The organism is Frateuria sp. sgz306004 (assembly GCF_057750885.1).
Map to the genome: position 1 here is coordinate 21,604 of NZ_JBYLFE010000004.1, position 17,089 is coordinate 38,692.

General features: G+C 63.5%; 15 protein-coding genes and 3 tRNA genes. 15 read left to right on the top strand and 3 right to left on the bottom strand.

The annotated features are described in order from the left end of the window. The first annotated feature begins 33 nt into the window (after window positions 1–33). Window positions 34–360 carry an ATP-dependent Clp protease adapter ClpS gene (gene clpS / locus AC3G2C_RS09035; protein WP_488384306.1) on the top strand — a complete coding sequence of 109 codons (327 nt, stop codon included), beginning with the start codon at window positions 34–36 and terminating at the stop codon, window positions 358–360. Window positions 361–421: 61 nt separating this feature from the next. Further along, window positions 422–2,689, top strand: coding sequence for an ATP-dependent Clp protease ATP-binding subunit ClpA (gene clpA, locus AC3G2C_RS09040; protein ID WP_488384307.1), 2,268 nt, complete (start codon window positions 422–424; stop codon window positions 2,687–2,689). Window positions 2,690–2,790: 101 nt separating this feature from the next. Here the strand turns inward: clpA and infA are convergent, their stop codons facing one another. Together infA and AC3G2C_RS09050 are read right to left on the bottom strand one after the other, a co-directional pair. Further along, a complete protein-coding gene (gene infA, locus AC3G2C_RS09045) occupies window positions 2,791–3,009 on the bottom strand; it encodes a translation initiation factor IF-1 (RefSeq protein ID WP_019466733.1) in 219 nt (72 codons plus the stop codon). A gap of 83 nt (window positions 3,010–3,092) precedes the next feature. After that, entirely contained in the window at window positions 3,093–3,368 is a 276-nt protein-coding gene (locus AC3G2C_RS09050) for a polyhydroxyalkanoic acid system family protein (RefSeq protein WP_488384308.1), read from the bottom strand. 102 nt (window positions 3,369–3,470) lie between these two features. Between AC3G2C_RS09050 and AC3G2C_RS09055 the strand changes: the two genes are divergently transcribed. The 13 genes from AC3G2C_RS09055 (at window position 3,471) to AC3G2C_RS09115 (ending at window position 13,572) form a co-directional block, all read left to right on the top strand. After that, window positions 3,471–4,238, top strand: coding sequence for an FHA domain-containing protein (locus tag AC3G2C_RS09055; protein WP_488384309.1), 768 nt, complete (start codon window positions 3,471–3,473; stop codon window positions 4,236–4,238). A 99-nt stretch (window positions 4,239–4,337) separates the two neighbouring features. Then, window positions 4,338–5,423 carry a 3-phosphoserine/phosphohydroxythreonine transaminase gene (gene serC, locus AC3G2C_RS09060; RefSeq protein WP_488384310.1) on the top strand — a complete coding sequence of 362 codons (1,086 nt, stop codon included), beginning with the start codon at window positions 4,338–4,340 and terminating at the stop codon, window positions 5,421–5,423. A gap of 79 nt (window positions 5,424–5,502) precedes the next feature. Continuing rightward, window positions 5,503–6,591 carry a prephenate dehydratase gene (gene pheA, locus AC3G2C_RS09065; RefSeq protein WP_488384311.1) on the top strand — a complete coding sequence of 363 codons (1,089 nt, stop codon included), beginning with the start codon at window positions 5,503–5,505 and terminating at the stop codon, window positions 6,589–6,591. A 32-nt stretch (window positions 6,592–6,623) separates the two neighbouring features. Then, window positions 6,624–7,928 carry a 3-phosphoshikimate 1-carboxyvinyltransferase gene (aroA, locus tag AC3G2C_RS09070; protein WP_488384720.1) on the top strand — a complete coding sequence of 435 codons (1,305 nt, stop codon included), beginning with the start codon at window positions 6,624–6,626 and terminating at the stop codon, window positions 7,926–7,928. 56 nt (window positions 7,929–7,984) lie between these two features. Beyond that, window positions 7,985–8,758: a 3-deoxy-manno-octulosonate cytidylyltransferase gene (kdsB, locus tag AC3G2C_RS09075; protein WP_488384312.1), complete on the top strand. Its 774-nt coding sequence runs from the start codon at window positions 7,985–7,987 to the stop codon at window positions 8,756–8,758. Between the two features lie 282 nt (window positions 8,759–9,040). Beyond that, the gene (locus tag AC3G2C_RS09080; protein ID WP_488384721.1) at window positions 9,041–9,490 is read left to right on the top strand and encodes a low molecular weight protein-tyrosine-phosphatase; all 450 of its coding nucleotides are present in this window, start codon (window positions 9,041–9,043) and stop codon (window positions 9,488–9,490) included. A gap of 19 nt (window positions 9,491–9,509) precedes the next feature. Further along, window positions 9,510–11,336 carry an excinuclease ABC subunit UvrC gene (gene uvrC, locus AC3G2C_RS09085; RefSeq protein WP_488384313.1) on the top strand — a complete coding sequence of 609 codons (1,827 nt, stop codon included), beginning with the start codon at window positions 9,510–9,512 and terminating at the stop codon, window positions 11,334–11,336. A gap of 49 nt (window positions 11,337–11,385) precedes the next feature. After that, window positions 11,386–11,994: a CDP-diacylglycerol--glycerol-3-phosphate 3-phosphatidyltransferase gene (gene pgsA, locus AC3G2C_RS09090; RefSeq protein WP_488384314.1), complete on the top strand. Its 609-nt coding sequence runs from the start codon at window positions 11,386–11,388 to the stop codon at window positions 11,992–11,994. 61 nt (window positions 11,995–12,055) lie between these two features. After that, a tRNA-Gly gene (locus AC3G2C_RS09095) sits at window positions 12,056–12,131 on the top strand. 82 nt (window positions 12,132–12,213) lie between these two features. After that, window positions 12,214–12,287: transfer RNA gene (locus AC3G2C_RS09100), tRNA-Cys, on the top strand. Between the two features lie 114 nt (window positions 12,288–12,401). Beyond that, window positions 12,402–12,488, top strand: a tRNA-Leu gene (locus AC3G2C_RS09105). 45 nt (window positions 12,489–12,533) lie between these two features. Next, the gene (locus AC3G2C_RS09110; RefSeq protein WP_488384315.1) at window positions 12,534–12,779 is read left to right on the top strand and encodes a hypothetical protein; all 246 of its coding nucleotides are present in this window, start codon (window positions 12,534–12,536) and stop codon (window positions 12,777–12,779) included. 139 nt (window positions 12,780–12,918) lie between these two features. Beyond that, a complete protein-coding gene (locus AC3G2C_RS09115) occupies window positions 12,919–13,572 on the top strand; it encodes a response regulator (RefSeq protein ID WP_488384316.1) in 654 nt (217 codons plus the stop codon). 78 nt (window positions 13,573–13,650) lie between these two features. Here the strand turns inward: AC3G2C_RS09115 and AC3G2C_RS09120 are convergent, their stop codons facing one another. Beyond that, entirely contained in the window at window positions 13,651–16,824 is a 3,174-nt protein-coding gene (locus tag AC3G2C_RS09120; protein WP_488384317.1) for an Rne/Rng family ribonuclease, read from the bottom strand. Window positions 16,825–17,089: the final 265 nt, after the last annotated feature.

Below are 17,089 nucleotides of genomic sequence, written 5' to 3' on the forward strand. Positions count from 1 at the left end.
ATACTTTTTCCCAGGAAATCTCACGTCGAATCCATGGCTCACGAACCCGAACACGAACAAGGCAGCGGCCAAGGTCTGGCGCTGGAAACCTCCCGCCCGGAAGTGGCTCGACCACCGCTCTTCCAGGTGGTGCTGCTGAACGACGATTTCACCCCGATGGATTTCGTGGTCGAGGTGTTACGCAGCTTCTTCAATCTGGACCAGGAGAGGGCGGTGCAGGTCATGCTCCATGTCCATACCCGGGGAAAGGGCGTCTGCGGTGTATTTACCCGGGAAGTTGCCGAAACAAAGGTAACCCAGGTGAACGAATATTCACGTGCTCATCAACACCCTTTGTTGTGCACTATGGAAAAGCTCTAAACGCCCCCATTTTGTAGCCATCGCGGCATTGCCGCCTGCCACTCAAGCGGAGTAGGTCCGGATGTTCAGCAAGGATCTCGAAGTCACCATCGGCCAGTGCTACAAACAGGCCCGTGAGCAGCGTCATGAATTCATGACGGTAGAGCACTTGTTGCTCGCGCTCACCGAAAATCAATCGGCGTTAGGCGCGTTGCGTGCCTGCGGCGTCGATCTGCCGCGCCTCTCGCGGGAGCTGGAAAAAATCATCGCCGAAACCGTGCCGGTACTGCCGCACGGGGACGAGCGCGATACCCAGCCCACGCTGGGCTTCCAGCGCGTACTGCAGCGAGCGGTGTACCACGTGCAGTCCTCCGGCCGTAAGGAGGTCACCGGCGCCAACGTACTGGTGGCGATCTTCGGCGAGAAGGATTCGCATGCGGTGTATTTCCTGCACCAGCAGGAAATCACCCGCCTAGACGTGGTCAACTACATTTCTCATGGCATCGCCAAGATCGGCGACGAGCCTTCGTCCAGCATGCCCGGCAGCGAGCGTGAGAGCGAAGACGGTGAGCCCAAGGGCAACCCGCTGAGCGAGTACGCCAGCAACCTCAATGAACTGGCGCTGGAAGGCAAGATCGACCCGCTCATCGGCCGTCAGGACGAGATCGAGCGCACCATCCAGGTACTTTGTCGCCGCCGCAAGAACAACCCGCTCTACGTGGGCGAGGCCGGCGTGGGCAAGACAGCCCTGGCCGAGGGCCTGGCCAAGCGCATCGTGGACGGCGACGTGCCGGAGGTGTTGGAAAACGCCACCATCTGGTCGCTGGATCTGGGTGCGCTGGTGGCTGGCACCAAGTACCGTGGCGACTTCGAGAAGCGCCTCAAGGCGGTGATCGGGCAGCTCAAGAAGCAGCCTGGCGCGATCCTGTTCATCGACGAGATCCACACCATCATCGGTGCGGGTTCGGCGTCGGGCGGCACGATGGATGCCAGCAACCTGATCAAGCCCATGCTGGCCTCGGGTGAGCTGCGTTGCATCGGTTCCACCACGTTCCAGGAGTTCCGGGGCATCTTCGAGAAGGATCGCGCTCTGGCTCGTCGCTTCCAGAAGATCGACGTGGTCGAGCCCACCGTGGCTGACAGCTTCGAGATCCTCAAGGGCCTGCGTTCCCGCTTCGAAGAGCACCACAACGTGGCCTACACTAACGAGGCCCTGAAGGCCGCGGTGGACCTATCGGTGAAGCACATTCCCGACCGCCTGCTGCCTGACAAGGCCATCGACGTGATCGACGAGGCTGGCGCCCGTCAGCGCCTGCTGCCGGCCGATCAGCGAACAGGCAAGGTGGACGTGCCCGAGGTGGAGTACATCGTCGCCAAGATGGCGCGCATCCCCGCCAAGCAGGTATCGGCGTCGGATCGCGACGTGCTCAAGAACCTCGAGCGCAACCTGAAAATGGTTGTGTTTGGTCAGGATCAGGCCATCGAAGCCTTGGCTGCCTCGATCAAGATGGCTCGTTCGGGTCTGGCTGACCCCGCCAAGCCGATCGGCTGCTTCCTGCTGGCTGGCCCAACGGGTGTAGGCAAGACCGAGGTGACTCGCCAGCTTGGCATGCAGCTGGGCATCGAGATGATCCGCTTCGACATGTCCGAGTACATGGAGGCGCACTCGGTGTCGCGCCTGGTCGGTGCCCCTCCGGGTTACGTGGGCTTCGACCAGGGCGGCCTGCTGACCGAGGCGGTGACCAAGCATCCGCATGCGGTGCTGCTGCTGGACGAAATCGAGAAGGCGCATCCGGATGTCTACAACATTCTGTTGCAGGTAATGGATCGCGGCGTGCTGACCGACACCAATGGTCGCGAGGCCAACTTCAAGAACGTGATCGTGGTAATGACCACCAATGCGGGCGCGCAGCAGGCGTCGCGCCGCGGCATCGGCTTCGTCAAGCAGAACCATTCGATGGACGCGATGGAAGTGATCCGCCGTACCTTCACGCCGGAGTTCCGCAACCGCCTGGATGCGATCATCCAGTTCAATGCGCTGGACTTTGACCACATCCTGCGTGTGGTCGACAAGTTCATCATCGAATTGGAATCGCAGCTCAGCGAGAAGCATGTCTCGCTGGACGTGGATGCCGATGCTCGTCGCTGGCTCGCCGAGCATGGCTTCGACCCGCAGATGGGCGCGCGACCGATGGCTCGCGTGATCCAGGAGAAGGTGAAGCGTCCGCTGGCCGACGAGTTGCTGTTCGGCAAGCTGGCCGATGGCGGCAAGGTGCACCTGACGGTACGCGACGGCGAATTGGTCGTGACCGCCGAGGCCGCCGAAACCCTGCCGGCGACGGTGACCTGACCCCGGAGTTCCGGCCACAACAAAAGGCCGCGCACAGCGCGGCCTTTTTATTGCGCCCCGGGCGGGGCGCGAAAACCGTCCTCGGCGTAACGCCGGGCGGCTTACTTCATGCGGTAGGTGATACGACCCTTGGTCAGGTCGTACGGGGTCATCTCCACCTTCACCTTGTCGCCGGTGAGGATGCGGATGTAATGCTTGCGCATGCGCCCGGAAATATGGGCCGTGATGACATGGCCGTTTTCCAGCTGCACGCGGAACATGGTGTTGGGCAGGGTCTCCTGGACCGTGCCTTCCATTTCGATGACGTCGTCTTTGGCCATGCGTTCCGGTGTGGGATATGGCGGCCGTCATGGCCGCGTAAGCCGTCGATTATGCCACGAAAATCGGACTGGTTAAAGAAACATCAGCCGAAGTGCTCATCCAGCTTGCGACGGATCTCCTGCTCCACCATGCCTTTGAGGGGCGCCAGCATCATCCCAAGCTCGGCCGAGACACGAATGGCGTCACCGGCCACGGCAATGCTCCCGTTCACGCCGGGGCGGGAAAAGGTGAGGGTATCGCCCTGCCACTGACCATCCATGCCGAACTTTTCCCGCATGCGGGCGGCGACCTGGTCCACCACGGCGCGCGCCTCGTCAATGGAGAGCTGGTGGGGGCGGGTAATGTCGATCTTGGGCATGGGGCTTCCTCAAGCGGGGTAAACGCACATGGTATGCCAGATGCGCTCGGAGAGAACGCGCGCATCTGTTAGAGTCCCGGCCGTCTGACGACTGGTTACCTGATGCGCATCGAGTTTCCCAATTCGGCCCGAGAGGATTTCCACTGGGATGCTCCTGCGTTGCGTATCGGTAGTGCGCCGGACAACGACTTGGTCCTGGCTGTTGGCCAGGCCAGCCCGCACCATTTGCGCATCCAGGTGGATCGCCGCGGCTGGGTCATGCAGGTGCTTCCCGATGGCGGGCGCGTCTACGTGAATGCACGGCCGGTTCGCGAGAAGGCCATGCTGCGTCCGGGAGACATTCTGAGCGTGGGCGACTGTCGCATGCTCCTGCGTGCTGAAGAGGAGCCCGCTCACAGCCTTCCAGTGACGGTGCCGACCGAGGGGCGCTGCACGGTAGCCTTGCGCGCTGTGGCTGGACCGCTTTCCGGGCGAGTGCTGTCGCTCCAGGAGCGACTGGAACTGGGGCCGCTCGGTCGTATGCCGCTGGAGTTGCCCCAGGGCGAAACCGCCTCATTGCTCATTGTGTGGCACCAAGGGCAGTTGGTGCTGGAAGCCGGCCAGGTTTCCGCGCGTTATCCCTTGCGGGTCAATGGCGTGCCGGTAACCCAGGCCACGCTGCGGCCCGGCGATCAGATCGGTCTAGGCATGCATCGTTTCGTCGTGGATGCCCCTGGCCTGGAGCCGGAGCCGGAGCTGGCCCGACCCGAGCCCGTCACCGAGCATTTGCCGGAGGAAGACGCCGGCCCCCGTGGCGAGGTGTGGTGGCTCATTGCCACGGCCGCCGTGCTTGCGTTGGGTATTGCCGTGGCGCTGTTGGTGCGTTTTTAAGCGGCCAATCGGGCTTTTCGAGGGCTTTGCCCTATCGGTTGACCTTGCCTTGCTGCGACGCGGCATAATGCGGTGATTCCACCCGCAAAGGCGTCGTCAGTGAGCAGACTCTGGAATTTCAGCGCAGGCCCGGCCGCGCTCCCGCAAGCCGTACTCGAGCGCGCCCAGCGCGAGTTGCTCGATTGGCAAGGCTGCGGTGCATCGGTGATGGAGTTGTCGCATCGAGGCAAGCTTTTCATGGGGCTTGCCCAGCAAGCCGAAGCCGATCTGCGCGAACTGCTGGCGATTCCCGAGAATTACGCGGTGCTGTTTCTTCAGGGCGGTGCAACTCAGCACTTTGCTCAGATCCCGATGAACCTCGCACCCGAGGGCGGTCATGCCGACTACATCGTGACCGGCCACTGGGGCGAAAAGGCCGCCAGCGAAGCGGGCCCCTACGTGAAGGTGAACGTGGCCGCCAGCAGCAAGGGCGAGCACTACCTGCGACTGCCGCCGCGCGATACCTGGCAGCTCGATCCGCACGCGTCGTACGTGCATTACGTGAGCAACGAAACCATCCACGGCGTGGAGTTTCACGATGTGCCTAACGTCGGTGATGTGCCGCTGGTGGCGGATATGTCGTCGGACATTCTGTCGCGACCGGTGGATGTGACCAAGTTCGGGCTCATCTACGCCGGCGCGCAGAAGAACATCGGCCCTTCAGGCCTGGTGGTGATGATCGTGCGTCGCGACTTGCTGGAGCGTCCCACACGACCGATGGCGCGCATTTTCCGGTATGCGGACCATGCAGCGAATGACTCCATGCTCAATACACCCAATACATGGGGCTGGTATCTGGCGGGGCTCACCTTTCAGTGGCTCAAGGAGCAGGGCGGATTGTCCGCGATGCGCCAGCGCAACGAAGCGAAAGCGGGCCTGTTGTACGGAGCTATCGACGGTTCCGACGGCTATTACCGCAGCCCGGTGGAGCGTTCGGCGCGTTCGCTCATGAATGTGCCGTTCACCCTCCACAACAGTGCACTGGATGCCGAATTCCTCAAGGAATCCGAGGCGGCTGGGCTGCTTGCGCTGAAGGGACACAAGGCCTTGGGTGGCATGCGGGCATCCATCTACAACGCGGTGCCGCTGGAAGCGGTGCAGGCGCTGGTGTCCTTCATGGCCGATTTCGCAAAACGTCACGGATGAAACCGTTGCGGCCAGGGGCGGCTATGGCCGACTATCCCTGGTTCCCCGTTTAGACTGCTTTCCCTCCAGAACCATCGACATGACCGACAAGAAATCCTCGCTCTCCGAGGTGCGCGAGCACATCGACAGCATCGATCGGCAGATCCAGCAACTGATTTCCGAGCGCGCCGGTTGGGCGCAGGAAGTGGCCCGCGTCAAGGGTGAGGGACTGTCGGCTATCGACTATTACCGCCCCGAGCGCGAGGCGCATGTACTGCGCATGGTGGTGGATCGCAACAACGGCCCGCTCACCGACACGGAGATGGTGCGGCTGTTTCGCGAGATCATGTCCTCCTGCCTTGCTCAGGAAGACCCCCTCAAGGTGGGTTTCCTGGGGCCGGAAGGCACTTTCAGCGAGCAGGCTGTGCGCAAGCATTTCGGCCACGCCGCCTACGGCCTGCCGCTGGGCAGCATCGAAGAGGTGTTCCAGGAAGTGGCCGCCGGCCATGCCGACTTCGGCGTGGTGCCGGTAGAGAATTCGGGGCAGGGCATGATCCAGGTGACCCTGGACATGTTCCTCACCTCCGAGGCCACCATTTGCGGTGAAGTCGAACTTCGCGTGCACCAATGCCTGCATTCGTTGCACGGCAGCCTCGAAGGCATCAAGCGCGTTTATGCACATGCGCAGTCGCTGCAGCAGTGCAAGACCTGGCTTCGTATCAACCTCCCCGGCGTGGAGTGCATCGCCGTCAGCAGCAATGCCGAAGCGGCGCGCCTTGCACGCCATGCGGACGATGCAGGTGCGATTGCTGGTGAAACGGCCGGCCGCGTCTATGGCCTCAAGACGGTCGCGCAGGCCATCGAGGATCGCGCCGACAACACCACACGCTTCCTGGTAATCGGTCGCTCGCTGTTTCCGCCTTCGGGCAACGATCGCACGTCGTTGTTGATTACCGTGAACGACAAGCCGGGCGCGCTCTATCACGTGCTCAAGCCCTTTGCCGAGCACGGTCTCAGCCTCAACCGCATCGAGTCGCGTCCGGCACACTCGGGCAAGTGGCAGTACGCGTTCTTCATCGACGTATCCGGCCACGTCAACGATGAGCCGATGCAGGCAGCCATGAAGGAAATGGGCGAGGCGGCCGCCAAGGTGCGTGTGCTTGGTTCCTATCCTGTGGCGCTGCCCTGATATTTGCGGCGGTCGCGCGATCGCCCATGGAGATGTTCGTGACACGACTTGATTGGACCAGTCATGCCGGCCAGGCGCTGCACGGCGACGTACGCGTGCCCGGTGACAAATCGGTCTCGCATCGCGCGCTCATGCTGGGCGCGCTGGCGGATGGTACCTCGCACATACGCGGATTCCTCGAAGGCGAAGATACCCGCGCCACCGCCGCCGTATTGCAGCAATTGGGCGTACGCATCGAAACGCTGGGTGACGGCGAGCGCGTAGTGCATGGCGTGGGCCTGCATGGCCTGCGTGGCACGTCGCAGGCGCTCGATTGCGGCAACGCCGGCACGGGCATGCGGCTGCTGGCCGGCCTGCTCGCGGGCCAGGCCTTCGACAGCACTCTGGTGGGCGATGAGTCCCTGTCTCGCCGCCCGATGCGGCGTGTCACCGAGCCGCTGGCGCGGATGGGTGCGCAGATCGACACGCAGGAAGGTTTGCCGCCATTGCAGGTGCGTGGCGGTCGCGCGCTGCGCGGCATCCACTACACCTTGCCGGTGGCCAGTGCCCAGGTGAAATCCGCGTTGCTGTTGGCGGGCCTGTACGCGCAGGGCGAGACCGAGGTCATCGAGCCGCACCCCACGCGCGACTACACGGAGCGCATGCTGGCGGCTTTCGGCTGGCCGATCGAGTTCTCGCCTGGGCGGGCTCGGCTGAGTGGTGGTCACGCGTTGCGTGCGACGGATGTGGACGTTCCGGCCGATTTCTCTTCCGCGGCTTTCTTTCTTGTGGCAGCGAGTATCGTGCCGGGCTCGCAGTTGCGCCTGAAGTCCGTGGGCCTCAACCCGCGTCGCACCGGGCTGCTGCAGGCGCTGCGCCTGATGGGCGCAGACATTCGCGTGGAGAACGAGCACGAGAGTGGTGGTGAGCCTGTGGGCGATCTGGTGGTGACGCATGCGCCTCTGCATGGCACCGAACTGCCGGAATCGCTGGTGCCGGACATGATCGACGAGTTTCCCGCGCTGTTCATCGCTGCCGCCGCCGCTGAGGGGCGCACGGTGGTGCGCGGCGCTGCCGAGTTGCGGGTGAAGGAGTCCGATCGCATCGCCAGCATGGCGAAGGGGCTGCTGGCCCTGGGTGTCGCGATACAGGAAACACCGGATGGCGCGGTGATCGATGGTGGCGCGCTAGCTGGCGGCAGCATCGAGAGCCACGGCGACCATCGCATCGCCATGAGCTTTGCCGTGGCTGGGCTGGTCGCACAGGCGCCGGTGGTTATCCAGGACTGCGCCAACGTGGCGACATCCTTCCCCGGGTTCGTGTCTCTGGCCAACGGCTGCGGCTTCCATCTGACCTGAGCATGCGGGCATGGCCCTTTTGCGGGTAGGCTTGGCGACCTGTCAGTGAGGTTGTCATGTCCCAAGCCCATCCGCCGTTCATCGTCGCCGTTCCTGCCCGCTATGGCTCCACGCGTCTCCCGGCCAAGCCGTTGCGTGAGATCGGCGGTGTGCCCATGGTGGTGCGCGTGGCTCAGCGCGCCTTGCAGGCCGGAGCATCGCAGGTGGTGGTGGCCGTGGATGATCCGCGCATTGCCGACGTATTGGCCGGGCAGGGCGTGGATGTGTGTATGACAAGGGTGGATCACGCCTCCGGTAGCGACCGTTTGGCTGAGTGCGCACAGCACTACGGTTGGGCCGACGATCAAATCGTGGTGAACCTTCAGGGCGATGAGCCTTTCGCGCCCGCTGCCGGCATCCGCGAGGTGGCTCGCGCGCTAGCCGAGGACGATGCGCCGGTTGCCACGCTGGCGACTCCCGTGACCGAGGCGCACGAATTGTTCGATCCCAATGTGGTGAAGCTGGTGTGCAACGCACAAGGGCGGGCTTTGTACTTCAGTCGCGCACCGATACCCTGGGCGCGCGATGCATTCGCCCAGCATCGCGAATCCCTGCCGGACGAGGCGCCGTTCCTGCGCCACATCGGCATCTATGCCTATCGAGCGGGCTTTCTTAAACGCTACACCACACTGACGCGCACGCCGTTGGAGCAAGCGGAGTCGCTGGAGCAGCTGCGCGTGATGGAGCACGGTCATCCCATTGCCGTGCGTCTTACGCCGGAGCCTTTCCCGCCGGGCATCGACACCGAGGCTGACCTGGAGCGCGCCGAGCGTTGGCTGGCGCAGGGCTGATCGTCAGTGCCTGCGCCGCACCAGCCCAATGAACAAAGCCGCGAGCACGATGCCGACGAGCAGACCTGTGCCGGCGCCCCATAGCGCCCCATGGTCTCCACCCAGCGTACGGCCAATCAGGAAGCCAAGCACAAGCAAAATAGGGAGCGGTAGACAGCCCATGGAAAGTCCCGGTCGCTAAGGTGGCGGGTTGTTGGCCGTTATGGCGTGGCGTGAGCGCTTCGTGGTACGCCCCGGTCTGTCAGGATAGCCCCCATGCCCTCGCAAAAATCGCCCGTGTCCATGCTCTTCGTGTGCTTGGGAAACATTTGCCGCTCCCCTCTGGTGGAGGCGGTGGCGCGCCAGCGCTGCGCGCAGGCCGGGCTGCAGGTCGATGTTGCTTCTTGTGGGACGGGGAGCTGGCACATCGGGAAAGGGGCCGATCCGCGTATGGTGCGCGCCGCGGCAGCGGCAGGGTATGACCTTGCTCCGCATCGCGCGCGCCAGGTGCAGGCCGGGGATTTCGCGAGTTACGACTGGGTGCTGGCGATGGATTGCGACAACCTGGAGACGCTGGTGTCCTTGCGGGGTGGGCGCGGGGCGCCGGCCGAGCTTTTCCTGCCGTGGTCGGGCCTGCGTACACCCATGGAGTTCCCTGATCCCTACTTTGGTGACATGCAGGGGTTTCGCGACGCTGTCGCGCTGGCCGAACTGGGTGTGGATGGCCTGATCGAGCGCCTTCGGCGGACCTGAAAACCGCTAGAATCCATGAATGCAGCCCGATACGCCGCAAGCCTTCGACGGTAAGGCCTTCGTCAAGACCCTCACGACTTCCCCCGGCGTCTATCGTTATTTCGATGCGCAAGGCGACCTGCTGTACGTGGGCAAGGCCGGGAGCTTAAAGAAGCGCGTAGGTAGCTACTTCCTCAAGCCCCGCATGGAGCCGCGTATCGCGGCCATGGTGTCGCAGATCGCGCGTGCCGAGATCACGGTGACACGCACCGAGGGCGAGGCCTTGCTGCTGGAATCGCAGCTGATCAAGTCGCTCAAGCCGCGTTACAACATTCTGCTGCGCGACGACAAAAGCTACCCGTACATCTATTTGTCGGGCGGTGAGGATTACCCGCGCCTGGCCTTTCATCGCGGTGCGCGCAATCTGCCTGGACGCTATTTCGGCCCGTATCCCAGCACCTTCGCCGTGCGCGAAAGCCTCAACTTGATGCAGAAGCTATTCAAGGTGCGCCAGTGCGAGGATAGCTACTTCAAGAACCGTTCGCGGCCCTGTTTGCAGCATCAGATAGGGCGCTGCACGGCGCCGTGCGTGCAGCTCATCACCGTGGCGGATTACCGTAACGATGTGCGCCACGCGGAGATGTTCCTGGAGGGGCGCAGTAGCGCGGTGATCGATGAGCTTGCGGGGCAGATGGAGCAGGCCAGCAAGGCACTGGAATTCGAACGCGCGGCCGCCTTGCGCGACCAGGTGGCCGCGTTGCGAAAGCTGCAGGCTGAGCACCACGTGCAAGGCGCGAGTGCGGACATGGACGTGCTGGCCTGCCGAATCGAGGCCGACATGGCCTGCGTCAGCGTATTGTTCTTCCGTAACGGTATTAGTCTGGGCACGCGCGACTTCTTTCCGCGGTTGCCGCTGGATGCCGAGCCGGCGGACGTGCTGGAGCAGTTCATCGCCCAGTACTACCTGGATCGCCCAGTGCCGCGCGAGTTGATTCTTGGTGAGACCCTACCGAGTCAGGACATCCTTGCCGAGATGCTGGCCGAGCAGTCGGGTCATGCGGTGGAGCTCAAGTCCAGCGTGCGCGGCGAGCGCGCGCGCTTCCTGCAGATGGCCGAGCGCAATGCGCAGGCCTCACTGACCGCGCGTCTCGCCAGTCGGCAGAACCTCGGGGCACGCTTCGACGATTTGCAGCGCGTGCTGGAGCTGGACGAGCCGCCGCGTCGTATCGAATGCTTCGATATCAGCCATACCCTGGGCGAGTTGACGGTGGCCTCATGCGTTGTATTCGGGCCGGAAGGGCCCGAGAAATCGCATTACCGCCGCTTCAACATCAATGGCATCACGCCGGGCGACGATTACGCGGCCATGCATCAGGCGCTGGTGCGGCGCTTCCGCAAGGTGGCTGAAGGCGAGGGTGCCAGGCCGGATGTGCTGCTGATCGACGGTGGTAGCGGACAAGTACGACAAGCGCTGGACGTGCTCCAGGAGCTAGGCGTTGCCGGCATCCACGTGGTGGGCGTGGCCAAAGGGCCGGGGCGGCGTGCTGGCGAGGAAACCCTTGTATTGGCGGACTCGGGGCGTCACCTGCACCCAGGGTCCTCGTCACCGGCGCTGCACCTGGTGGCCGCCGTACGCGACGAGGCACATCGCTTCGCCATCAGTGGGCACCGCAAGCGCCGCGAGAAGGCCCGCGAACGCAGCGTGCTGGAGGAAGTGCCCGGCGTGGGCGCGCGCCGCCGCTCGGCGCTGTTGAAGGCCTTCGGCGGCCTGGCTGGTGTGGAGGCGGCAGGTGTGGAGGAATTGATGCAAGTCAAAGGCATTGATCGCGGGCTGGCCGAACGCATTTATGCTGTACTTCATGGCTAGGTTGCAGTGACGCGATCGCGCTCCTGGCAGAACTCATTCGGATTTATCTATGCGCATCAACCTGCCCACTTGGCTCACCCTGTTCCGTGTTCTGCTATTGCCCGTGATGGTGGTGGTGTTCTATTGGCAGTTTCCTGGCCACAACATCACGGCAGCCATCGTATTCATGCTTGCCGCGCTGACCGATTGGCTGGATGGCTACCTGGCGCGCCGCCTCAATCTCACCTCCGCCTTCGGTGCTTTCCTTGACCCGGTGGCCGACAAGTTGATGGTGGCGGTCACGCTGTTTCTGCTGGTGGAGACGCACCGTGGAGGTTGGCCGGGCATCCTCATGGCTGTGACCGCAGCCATCATCGTGGGGCGCGAGATCAGTGTTTCCGCGTTGCGCGAGTGGATGGCCGAAATCGGCATGCGCGCCACGGTCAAGGTCGCCTTTATCGGCAAGCTCAAGACCGCCATGCAGATGGTGGCCCTGGTGGTGCTGATCGTGCAGCACGAGAAGAGCGCCGAGGCGCTTCGTCTATATCACATCGGTGAGGCGTTGCTGGTGATTGCCGGCGTGCTCACCATCTGGTCGGGCCTCTATTACTTGCGCGCCGCGTGGCCCAGTCTCAAGGGCGATGGACAGCCGGGCATGCTGCCGCGTGGCGACGACTGAAATATTTTCATCACAGGTGCTTGACGGGCCGCCATAACCCATTAAAATGCGCGACTCCGATGCGGGAATAGCTCAGTTGGTAGAGCACGACCTTGCCAAGGTCGGGGTCGCGAGTTCGAGTCTCGTTTCCCGCTCCAGTTTTTGACAAAACCTCGGAACGCCGAGGTTTTGTTTTTTTAGAGCGATGCGTAACGTTTCGCGTTACGATTCGCGCGCAATGGCCAGGTGGCAGAGTGGTCATGCAGCGGCCTGCAAAGCCGTGTACGCCGGTTCGATTCCGACCCTGGCCTCCATTGCGCAAGTGAAGACCCGCCGCCTGGCGGGTTTTTCTTTATATGTGCCGGCGCCGCCGCGCCCACACGGCGAGCGATCAGGTGCATGCTAGGATGCGCATCCCTTCCATGTGCGCCCGGATGGCGAAACTGGTAGACGCAAGGGACTTAAAATCCCTCAGCCGAAAGGCTATGCGGGTTCGATCCCCGCTCCGGGCACCAAGGGACGGCGTTGTTCTTCTTCTTCGAAATTCACCAGGAGCACGCATGAGTGCGGTGAGATTTCTGGGTCCTTACGATGATCGCGTGGCTGCCGCGTTGCCTGAGGGTTACGTGGTGGGCACGCATGCCGGCGACGTCGCGCTCACCCATGGTGCGCTCGTGACTGGCGTGGAGCGACGCACGGGAACGCAGCATTGGGTTGATGATGAAGGCCGCGTGATGACAGTGCATATCGAAGAGATTGATCTCGACGAAGCAGGCCTGCGCAATTGGTCGACAGGCGTCGAGTAAGTGACCTAAAAGCTTCGAGAGTGATCCTGTAGGTGTCGCACTGATCATCCTGTAAGGTGGTGCTATCGGGGCGTTATCTCGGCTTGCATAGCACCTTTGTGCGTCCTAAGGTCGATGAATCTTTCCACGGAGGGCGCCTGTGATCAAAGTAGTGCTGGTCGACGATCACGAGCTGGTTCGCACAGGCTTCAGGATGATCCTGCAGCAGCAGCCAGATATCTACATCAGTGGTGAGGCAGGGACTGCCGAAGAAGGCCTTCGCCTTATCCGCGCGCGCGCGCCGGACATCGCGCTAGTAGACGTACATATGCCCGGCATGAGCGGTATCGAACTGACTGAGCGCGTCGCGCGCTCCAAGATGTCCACCCACATCATCATTGTTACTGTGGTGGACGATGCGCGCTTCCCGAAGCGCTTGCTCGACGCGGGTGCGTTGGGCTATCTCACCAAGGGTTGCACGTCCGAGGAGTTGTTGGAGGCTGTGCGACAGGTGGCCACGGGCCGCCGTTACCTTGCTCCCGCAGTCGCACAGCAGTTGGCGCTGGCCACACTCGATGGCGAGGGTTCGCCGTTCGATGCGCTGTCCAGTCGCGAGTTGGAAGTGGCCATGATGTTGGTGCGCGGCAAGCCGCTCACCATGATCGGCGAACAGTTGAACCTGAGCCCGAAGACCGTGTCGACGTATAAGCAGCGGCTGATGGAGAAGCTGCAGGTGGATCACGTGATCAGCCTGGCGCATCTGATGACCATCCACGGGTTGCTGGATACGCACAATAACCAGGTAGGCACCTGAACTTGTTGCCTGTTGTCATCGCATAAAAAAGCCGGACTGATGTCCGGCTTTTTTATGCCTGAGAGAAAGCCTCGCGGGTTAACCGTGCGAGGCGTCCTTCTTGGGCTCTTCGGCGTCGCTTTCGATCGTCGGTGCATGTGCCGGCACAATGGCGACGTCAGCATGGGCCAGCAGGTCACCCTGGTGTGGCATCACGGGCGCGCTCACCGGCTCGGTCGTCGGAACGTGTTCGGCTTCCACCTTCACGTTATCGAGCGATGGCTCGATGGCGGCCGGTGCGGCATGCGCAACCGTCTCAACCGGCGGCTGCAGATCCAGCGAGACGTCGACCGATTCGGGCACGGTGTCGACGGGTGCAGCCGGTGCCTCTGGTGCATGCGTGGTGCTGGCATGCACGTCGGCGGTCAGCGGAGCTTCGTGCTTGAAGACCGGCTCGGCGATGGACTCGACGATGGGCTCCACCGTGGCGACGGTGATCACCGGGGGCGGTTCAACCGCTGTTTGAGGGGTGGCCACCACTTCGACGGGGGATGCCTCCGGCGGAGCGCTTTCGATATGGACGGCATCGATGGCCGTCGGTGCGGCGACGACTTCCTCTGCCGGCTGATCCGGGATCGGGGGCAGGCTGGGCAGATTGAACGATGCGGGCGAAACGGCGCTCAGTACGTCCTTGGCTGGCATCGGCTCAGCCTTGGCGGCGTGCGACGACGCTTCGGCAGCGATGACGGCCGTGGCAACTGCGGCAACGGCGACGCCAGCGGTCCCTGTCGGGGTGTTCATCGGCGCAGTGTGCTCTCCGGCAGTCGACTCTTCGTCGCGGTCCTCGTCATCCAGATCAAGGCCATCAGCGCCTTCTGCTTGGATGTCGTTGGCCTGCTGGGTAGCGTCCTCGTGGCGACGACGGCGGCGACCACCGCGACGACCGCGACGGCGGCGCGTCTGCGCGCCTTCACCTTCGGCGGTCGCGGCGGGGTTCTCCGTGCCGGGGGCGCCATCGGTGATGGGCTGCGCGATGGCGACGGCGTCCTTGGCAGCGTCGGCCTGGGTCGCGGCCGGTGCGATAGTCTGCGGACGTTCGCTTACCGGCGCTGGCTGCGACGCTGTGGCGGGCTGGCTGTTCGCTGGCGGCTGAGTCGGCTGTTGAGCCGGTGCCTGCGGCTGGGCCGGGCGCGGTTGGCGCTGCTGTTCCTGGCGCTGCTGCTTGCGCTCACCCTGCGGCTGACCACCCTCGGTGGCCTTGCCCTGTTGCTGCTGCTGGCGCGGCTCCTGAGGCTTGCCACCCTGGGCTTGCTGCTGACGCTGCTGCTTGTTGACCTGGTCCGCGTTGCGCTGCTGCTCCTGGCGGTTGCCCTTGCCCTGGCCCTGCGGCTGACCCTTCTGGGGCTGCGAGGACTCGCGGCGAGCTTGCTGTTGCTGGCCGCGGTTGCCCTGGCTTTGCTGGCGACCGCGCTCGTCACGACGGTTGCCGCGAGCCTGTGGCTGCGTGGTTTCAGCAGGTGCGGCCGGAGCCGGCGTTGCCGGGGCGCTGGTGCCGCGGAACCAGCCGAACAGGCGAGCGATGACGCCGCCGGACGGGGCAGGTGCCGGTGCGGCCTGGCGCGCGACCGGCTGGGTCGCGGCGACGGCATTGGCGGCATCTTCGCGCACCGGGGCCGGGGTGGCGGGCACGATACCGCTCACGGCGGGCTGCTCGTTGCTGCCGAGGGCCTGGCCCATCTTGGGGATCGGCGATGCTTCCACCGCAGTGAGGCGCTCGTAACTGGGCTTGCTGTGCTCACCCATGTCCGCTTCGCGGATGCGCTGGATCTCGATGTGCGGGGTTTCGAGCTTGTCGTCGGCCACGATGACCACGTGGACCTTGTTACGCAGCTCGATCTCCACCACGCTCGCGCGCTTTTCGTTAAGCATGAAGTTGGCCACGCTCGGCGGGGCCTGCACCAGCACCTGGCCGGTGTTGTCCTTCATGGCGTGCTCTTCAATGAGTCGCAGGGTCGAAAGCGACAGCGACTCCACGCTGCGGACATGGCCGTGGCCGTCGCAACGCGGGCAGACGATCTGGGTCGCTTCACCCAGGCTGGGGCGCAGGCGCTGACGGGACATTTCAAGCAGCCCGAAACGGCTGATGCGGCCGATTTGAACGCGGGCGCGATCCAGCTTCAGCGCTTCCTTGAGGCGTTCTTCCACCTCGCGCTGGTGCTTGGGGCTGTCCATGTCGATAAAGTCGATCACGATCAGGCCGCCGGCATCGCGGATGCGCAGCTGGCGGGCGATCTCGGTGGCCGCTTCGAGGTTGGTGTTGAACGCCGTCTCCTCGATGTCGCTGCCCTTGGTGGCCTTCGAGGAGTTGATATCGATGGCGGTGAGCGCCTCGGTCTGGTCGATCACGATCGAGCCGCCGGAGGGCAGGCGGACCTGACGGTCGAACGCGCTCTCGATCTGGGTTTCGATCTGGTAGCGCGAGAACAGCGGCGTGTCGTCGCGATACAGCTTGAGCTTGCGCAGGGCGGTGGGCATCACCTGCTGCATGAACTCGCGCGCATCGTTGTAGAGCGATTCTTCGTCGATGAGGATTTCGCCGATGTCATTGCGCAGGTAGTCGCGCAAGGCGCGGATGAACAGCTTCGATTCCTGGTAGATCAGGAACGGGGCCTTCTGTGCCTGGGCGGCGCCGGAAATGGCCTTCCACAGTTGCAGGAGGTAATCGAGGTCCCACTGGAGCTCTTCGGCGTCGCGGCCGAGGCCGGCGGTGCGCACGATCAGGCCCACGTCGTCGGGCACGGTAAGGTGCTCCAGCGCTTCCTTCAGTGCCTGACGATCTTCACCCTCGATGCGGCGCGACACGCCGCCGGCCTTCGGGTTGTTAGGCATCAGCACCATGTAGCGGCCGGCAAGGCTGATGAAGGTGGTGAGTGCCGCGCCCTTGTTGCCGCGCTCTTCCTTTTCTACCTGCACGACCAGTTCCTGGCCTTCCTTCAGCAGGTCGCGGATGTTGGACTTGTTGGGGTCCAGGCCCGGCGTGAAGTACTCGCGGGCGATTTCTTTCAGGGGGAGAAAGCCGTGACGCTCGGCGCCGTAGTCGACGAAGCAGGCTTCCAGGGATTGCTCCACGCGGGTGATGCGGCCCTTGTAAATATTGGCCTTTTTCTGTTCGCGGGAGGGAATTTCGATGTCGAGATCGTAAAGGGTTTGGCCATCGACAATGGCCACGCGCAACTCTTCACGCTGAGTTGCGTTGATCAACATACGTTTCATTGTAATTTTTCCTCGGCTTGCCGCGCGTCGCGTGCCACGGTGGCGCCGTAACGTCGGCGGCCTGCCGGGGATCGCGCCGCTGCGGTTAAGCGGCAACATGTCGGCATCGTTTCCGGTGCCGGGATGATTCGTGGCAATGCGCCCGTCGCCCCGGAACCCATCGGAACCGGACAAACGACAACCCGAAACGTTACGATGAAAGGGAGCAGCGACCGGCTGCCTAAGATGGCCACCGGCGCTATCCTCGCCGACGTCACGAGCGGGC

What these genes read in the sequence shown, in the direction of transcription:
- AC3G2C_RS09120 (WP_488384317.1), bottom strand. Translation starts at nt 16,824, where the DNA reads ATGAAACGTATGTTGATCAACGCAACTCAGCGTGAAGAGTTGCGCGTG.
- infA (WP_019466733.1), bottom strand. Translation starts at nt 3,009, where the DNA reads ATGGCCAAAGACGACGTCATCGAAATGGAAGGCACGGTCCAGGAGACC.
- AC3G2C_RS09080 (WP_488384721.1), top strand. Translation starts at nt 9,041, where the DNA reads ATGCTCTTCGTGTGCTTGGGAAACATTTGCCGCTCCCCTCTGGTGGAG.
- pheA (WP_488384311.1), top strand. Translation starts at nt 5,503, where the DNA reads ATGACCGACAAGAAATCCTCGCTCTCCGAGGTGCGCGAGCACATCGAC.
- AC3G2C_RS09055 (WP_488384309.1), top strand. Translation starts at nt 3,471, where the DNA reads ATGCGCATCGAGTTTCCCAATTCGGCCCGAGAGGATTTCCACTGGGAT.
- clpA (WP_488384307.1), top strand. Translation starts at nt 422, where the DNA reads ATGTTCAGCAAGGATCTCGAAGTCACCATCGGCCAGTGCTACAAACAG.
- aroA (WP_488384720.1), top strand. Translation starts at nt 6,624, where the DNA reads ATGTTCGTGACACGACTTGATTGGACCAGTCATGCCGGCCAGGCGCTG.
- AC3G2C_RS09110 (WP_488384315.1), top strand. Translation starts at nt 12,534, where the DNA reads ATGAGTGCGGTGAGATTTCTGGGTCCTTACGATGATCGCGTGGCTGCC.
- pgsA (WP_488384314.1), top strand. Translation starts at nt 11,386, where the DNA reads ATGCGCATCAACCTGCCCACTTGGCTCACCCTGTTCCGTGTTCTGCTA.
- kdsB (WP_488384312.1), top strand. Translation starts at nt 7,985, where the DNA reads ATGTCCCAAGCCCATCCGCCGTTCATCGTCGCCGTTCCTGCCCGCTAT.
- uvrC (WP_488384313.1), top strand. Translation starts at nt 9,510, where the DNA reads ATGCAGCCCGATACGCCGCAAGCCTTCGACGGTAAGGCCTTCGTCAAG.
- AC3G2C_RS09050 (WP_488384308.1), bottom strand. Translation starts at nt 3,368, where the DNA reads ATGCCCAAGATCGACATTACCCGCCCCCACCAGCTCTCCATTGACGAG.
- clpS (WP_488384306.1), top strand. Translation starts at nt 34, where the DNA reads ATGGCTCACGAACCCGAACACGAACAAGGCAGCGGCCAAGGTCTGGCG.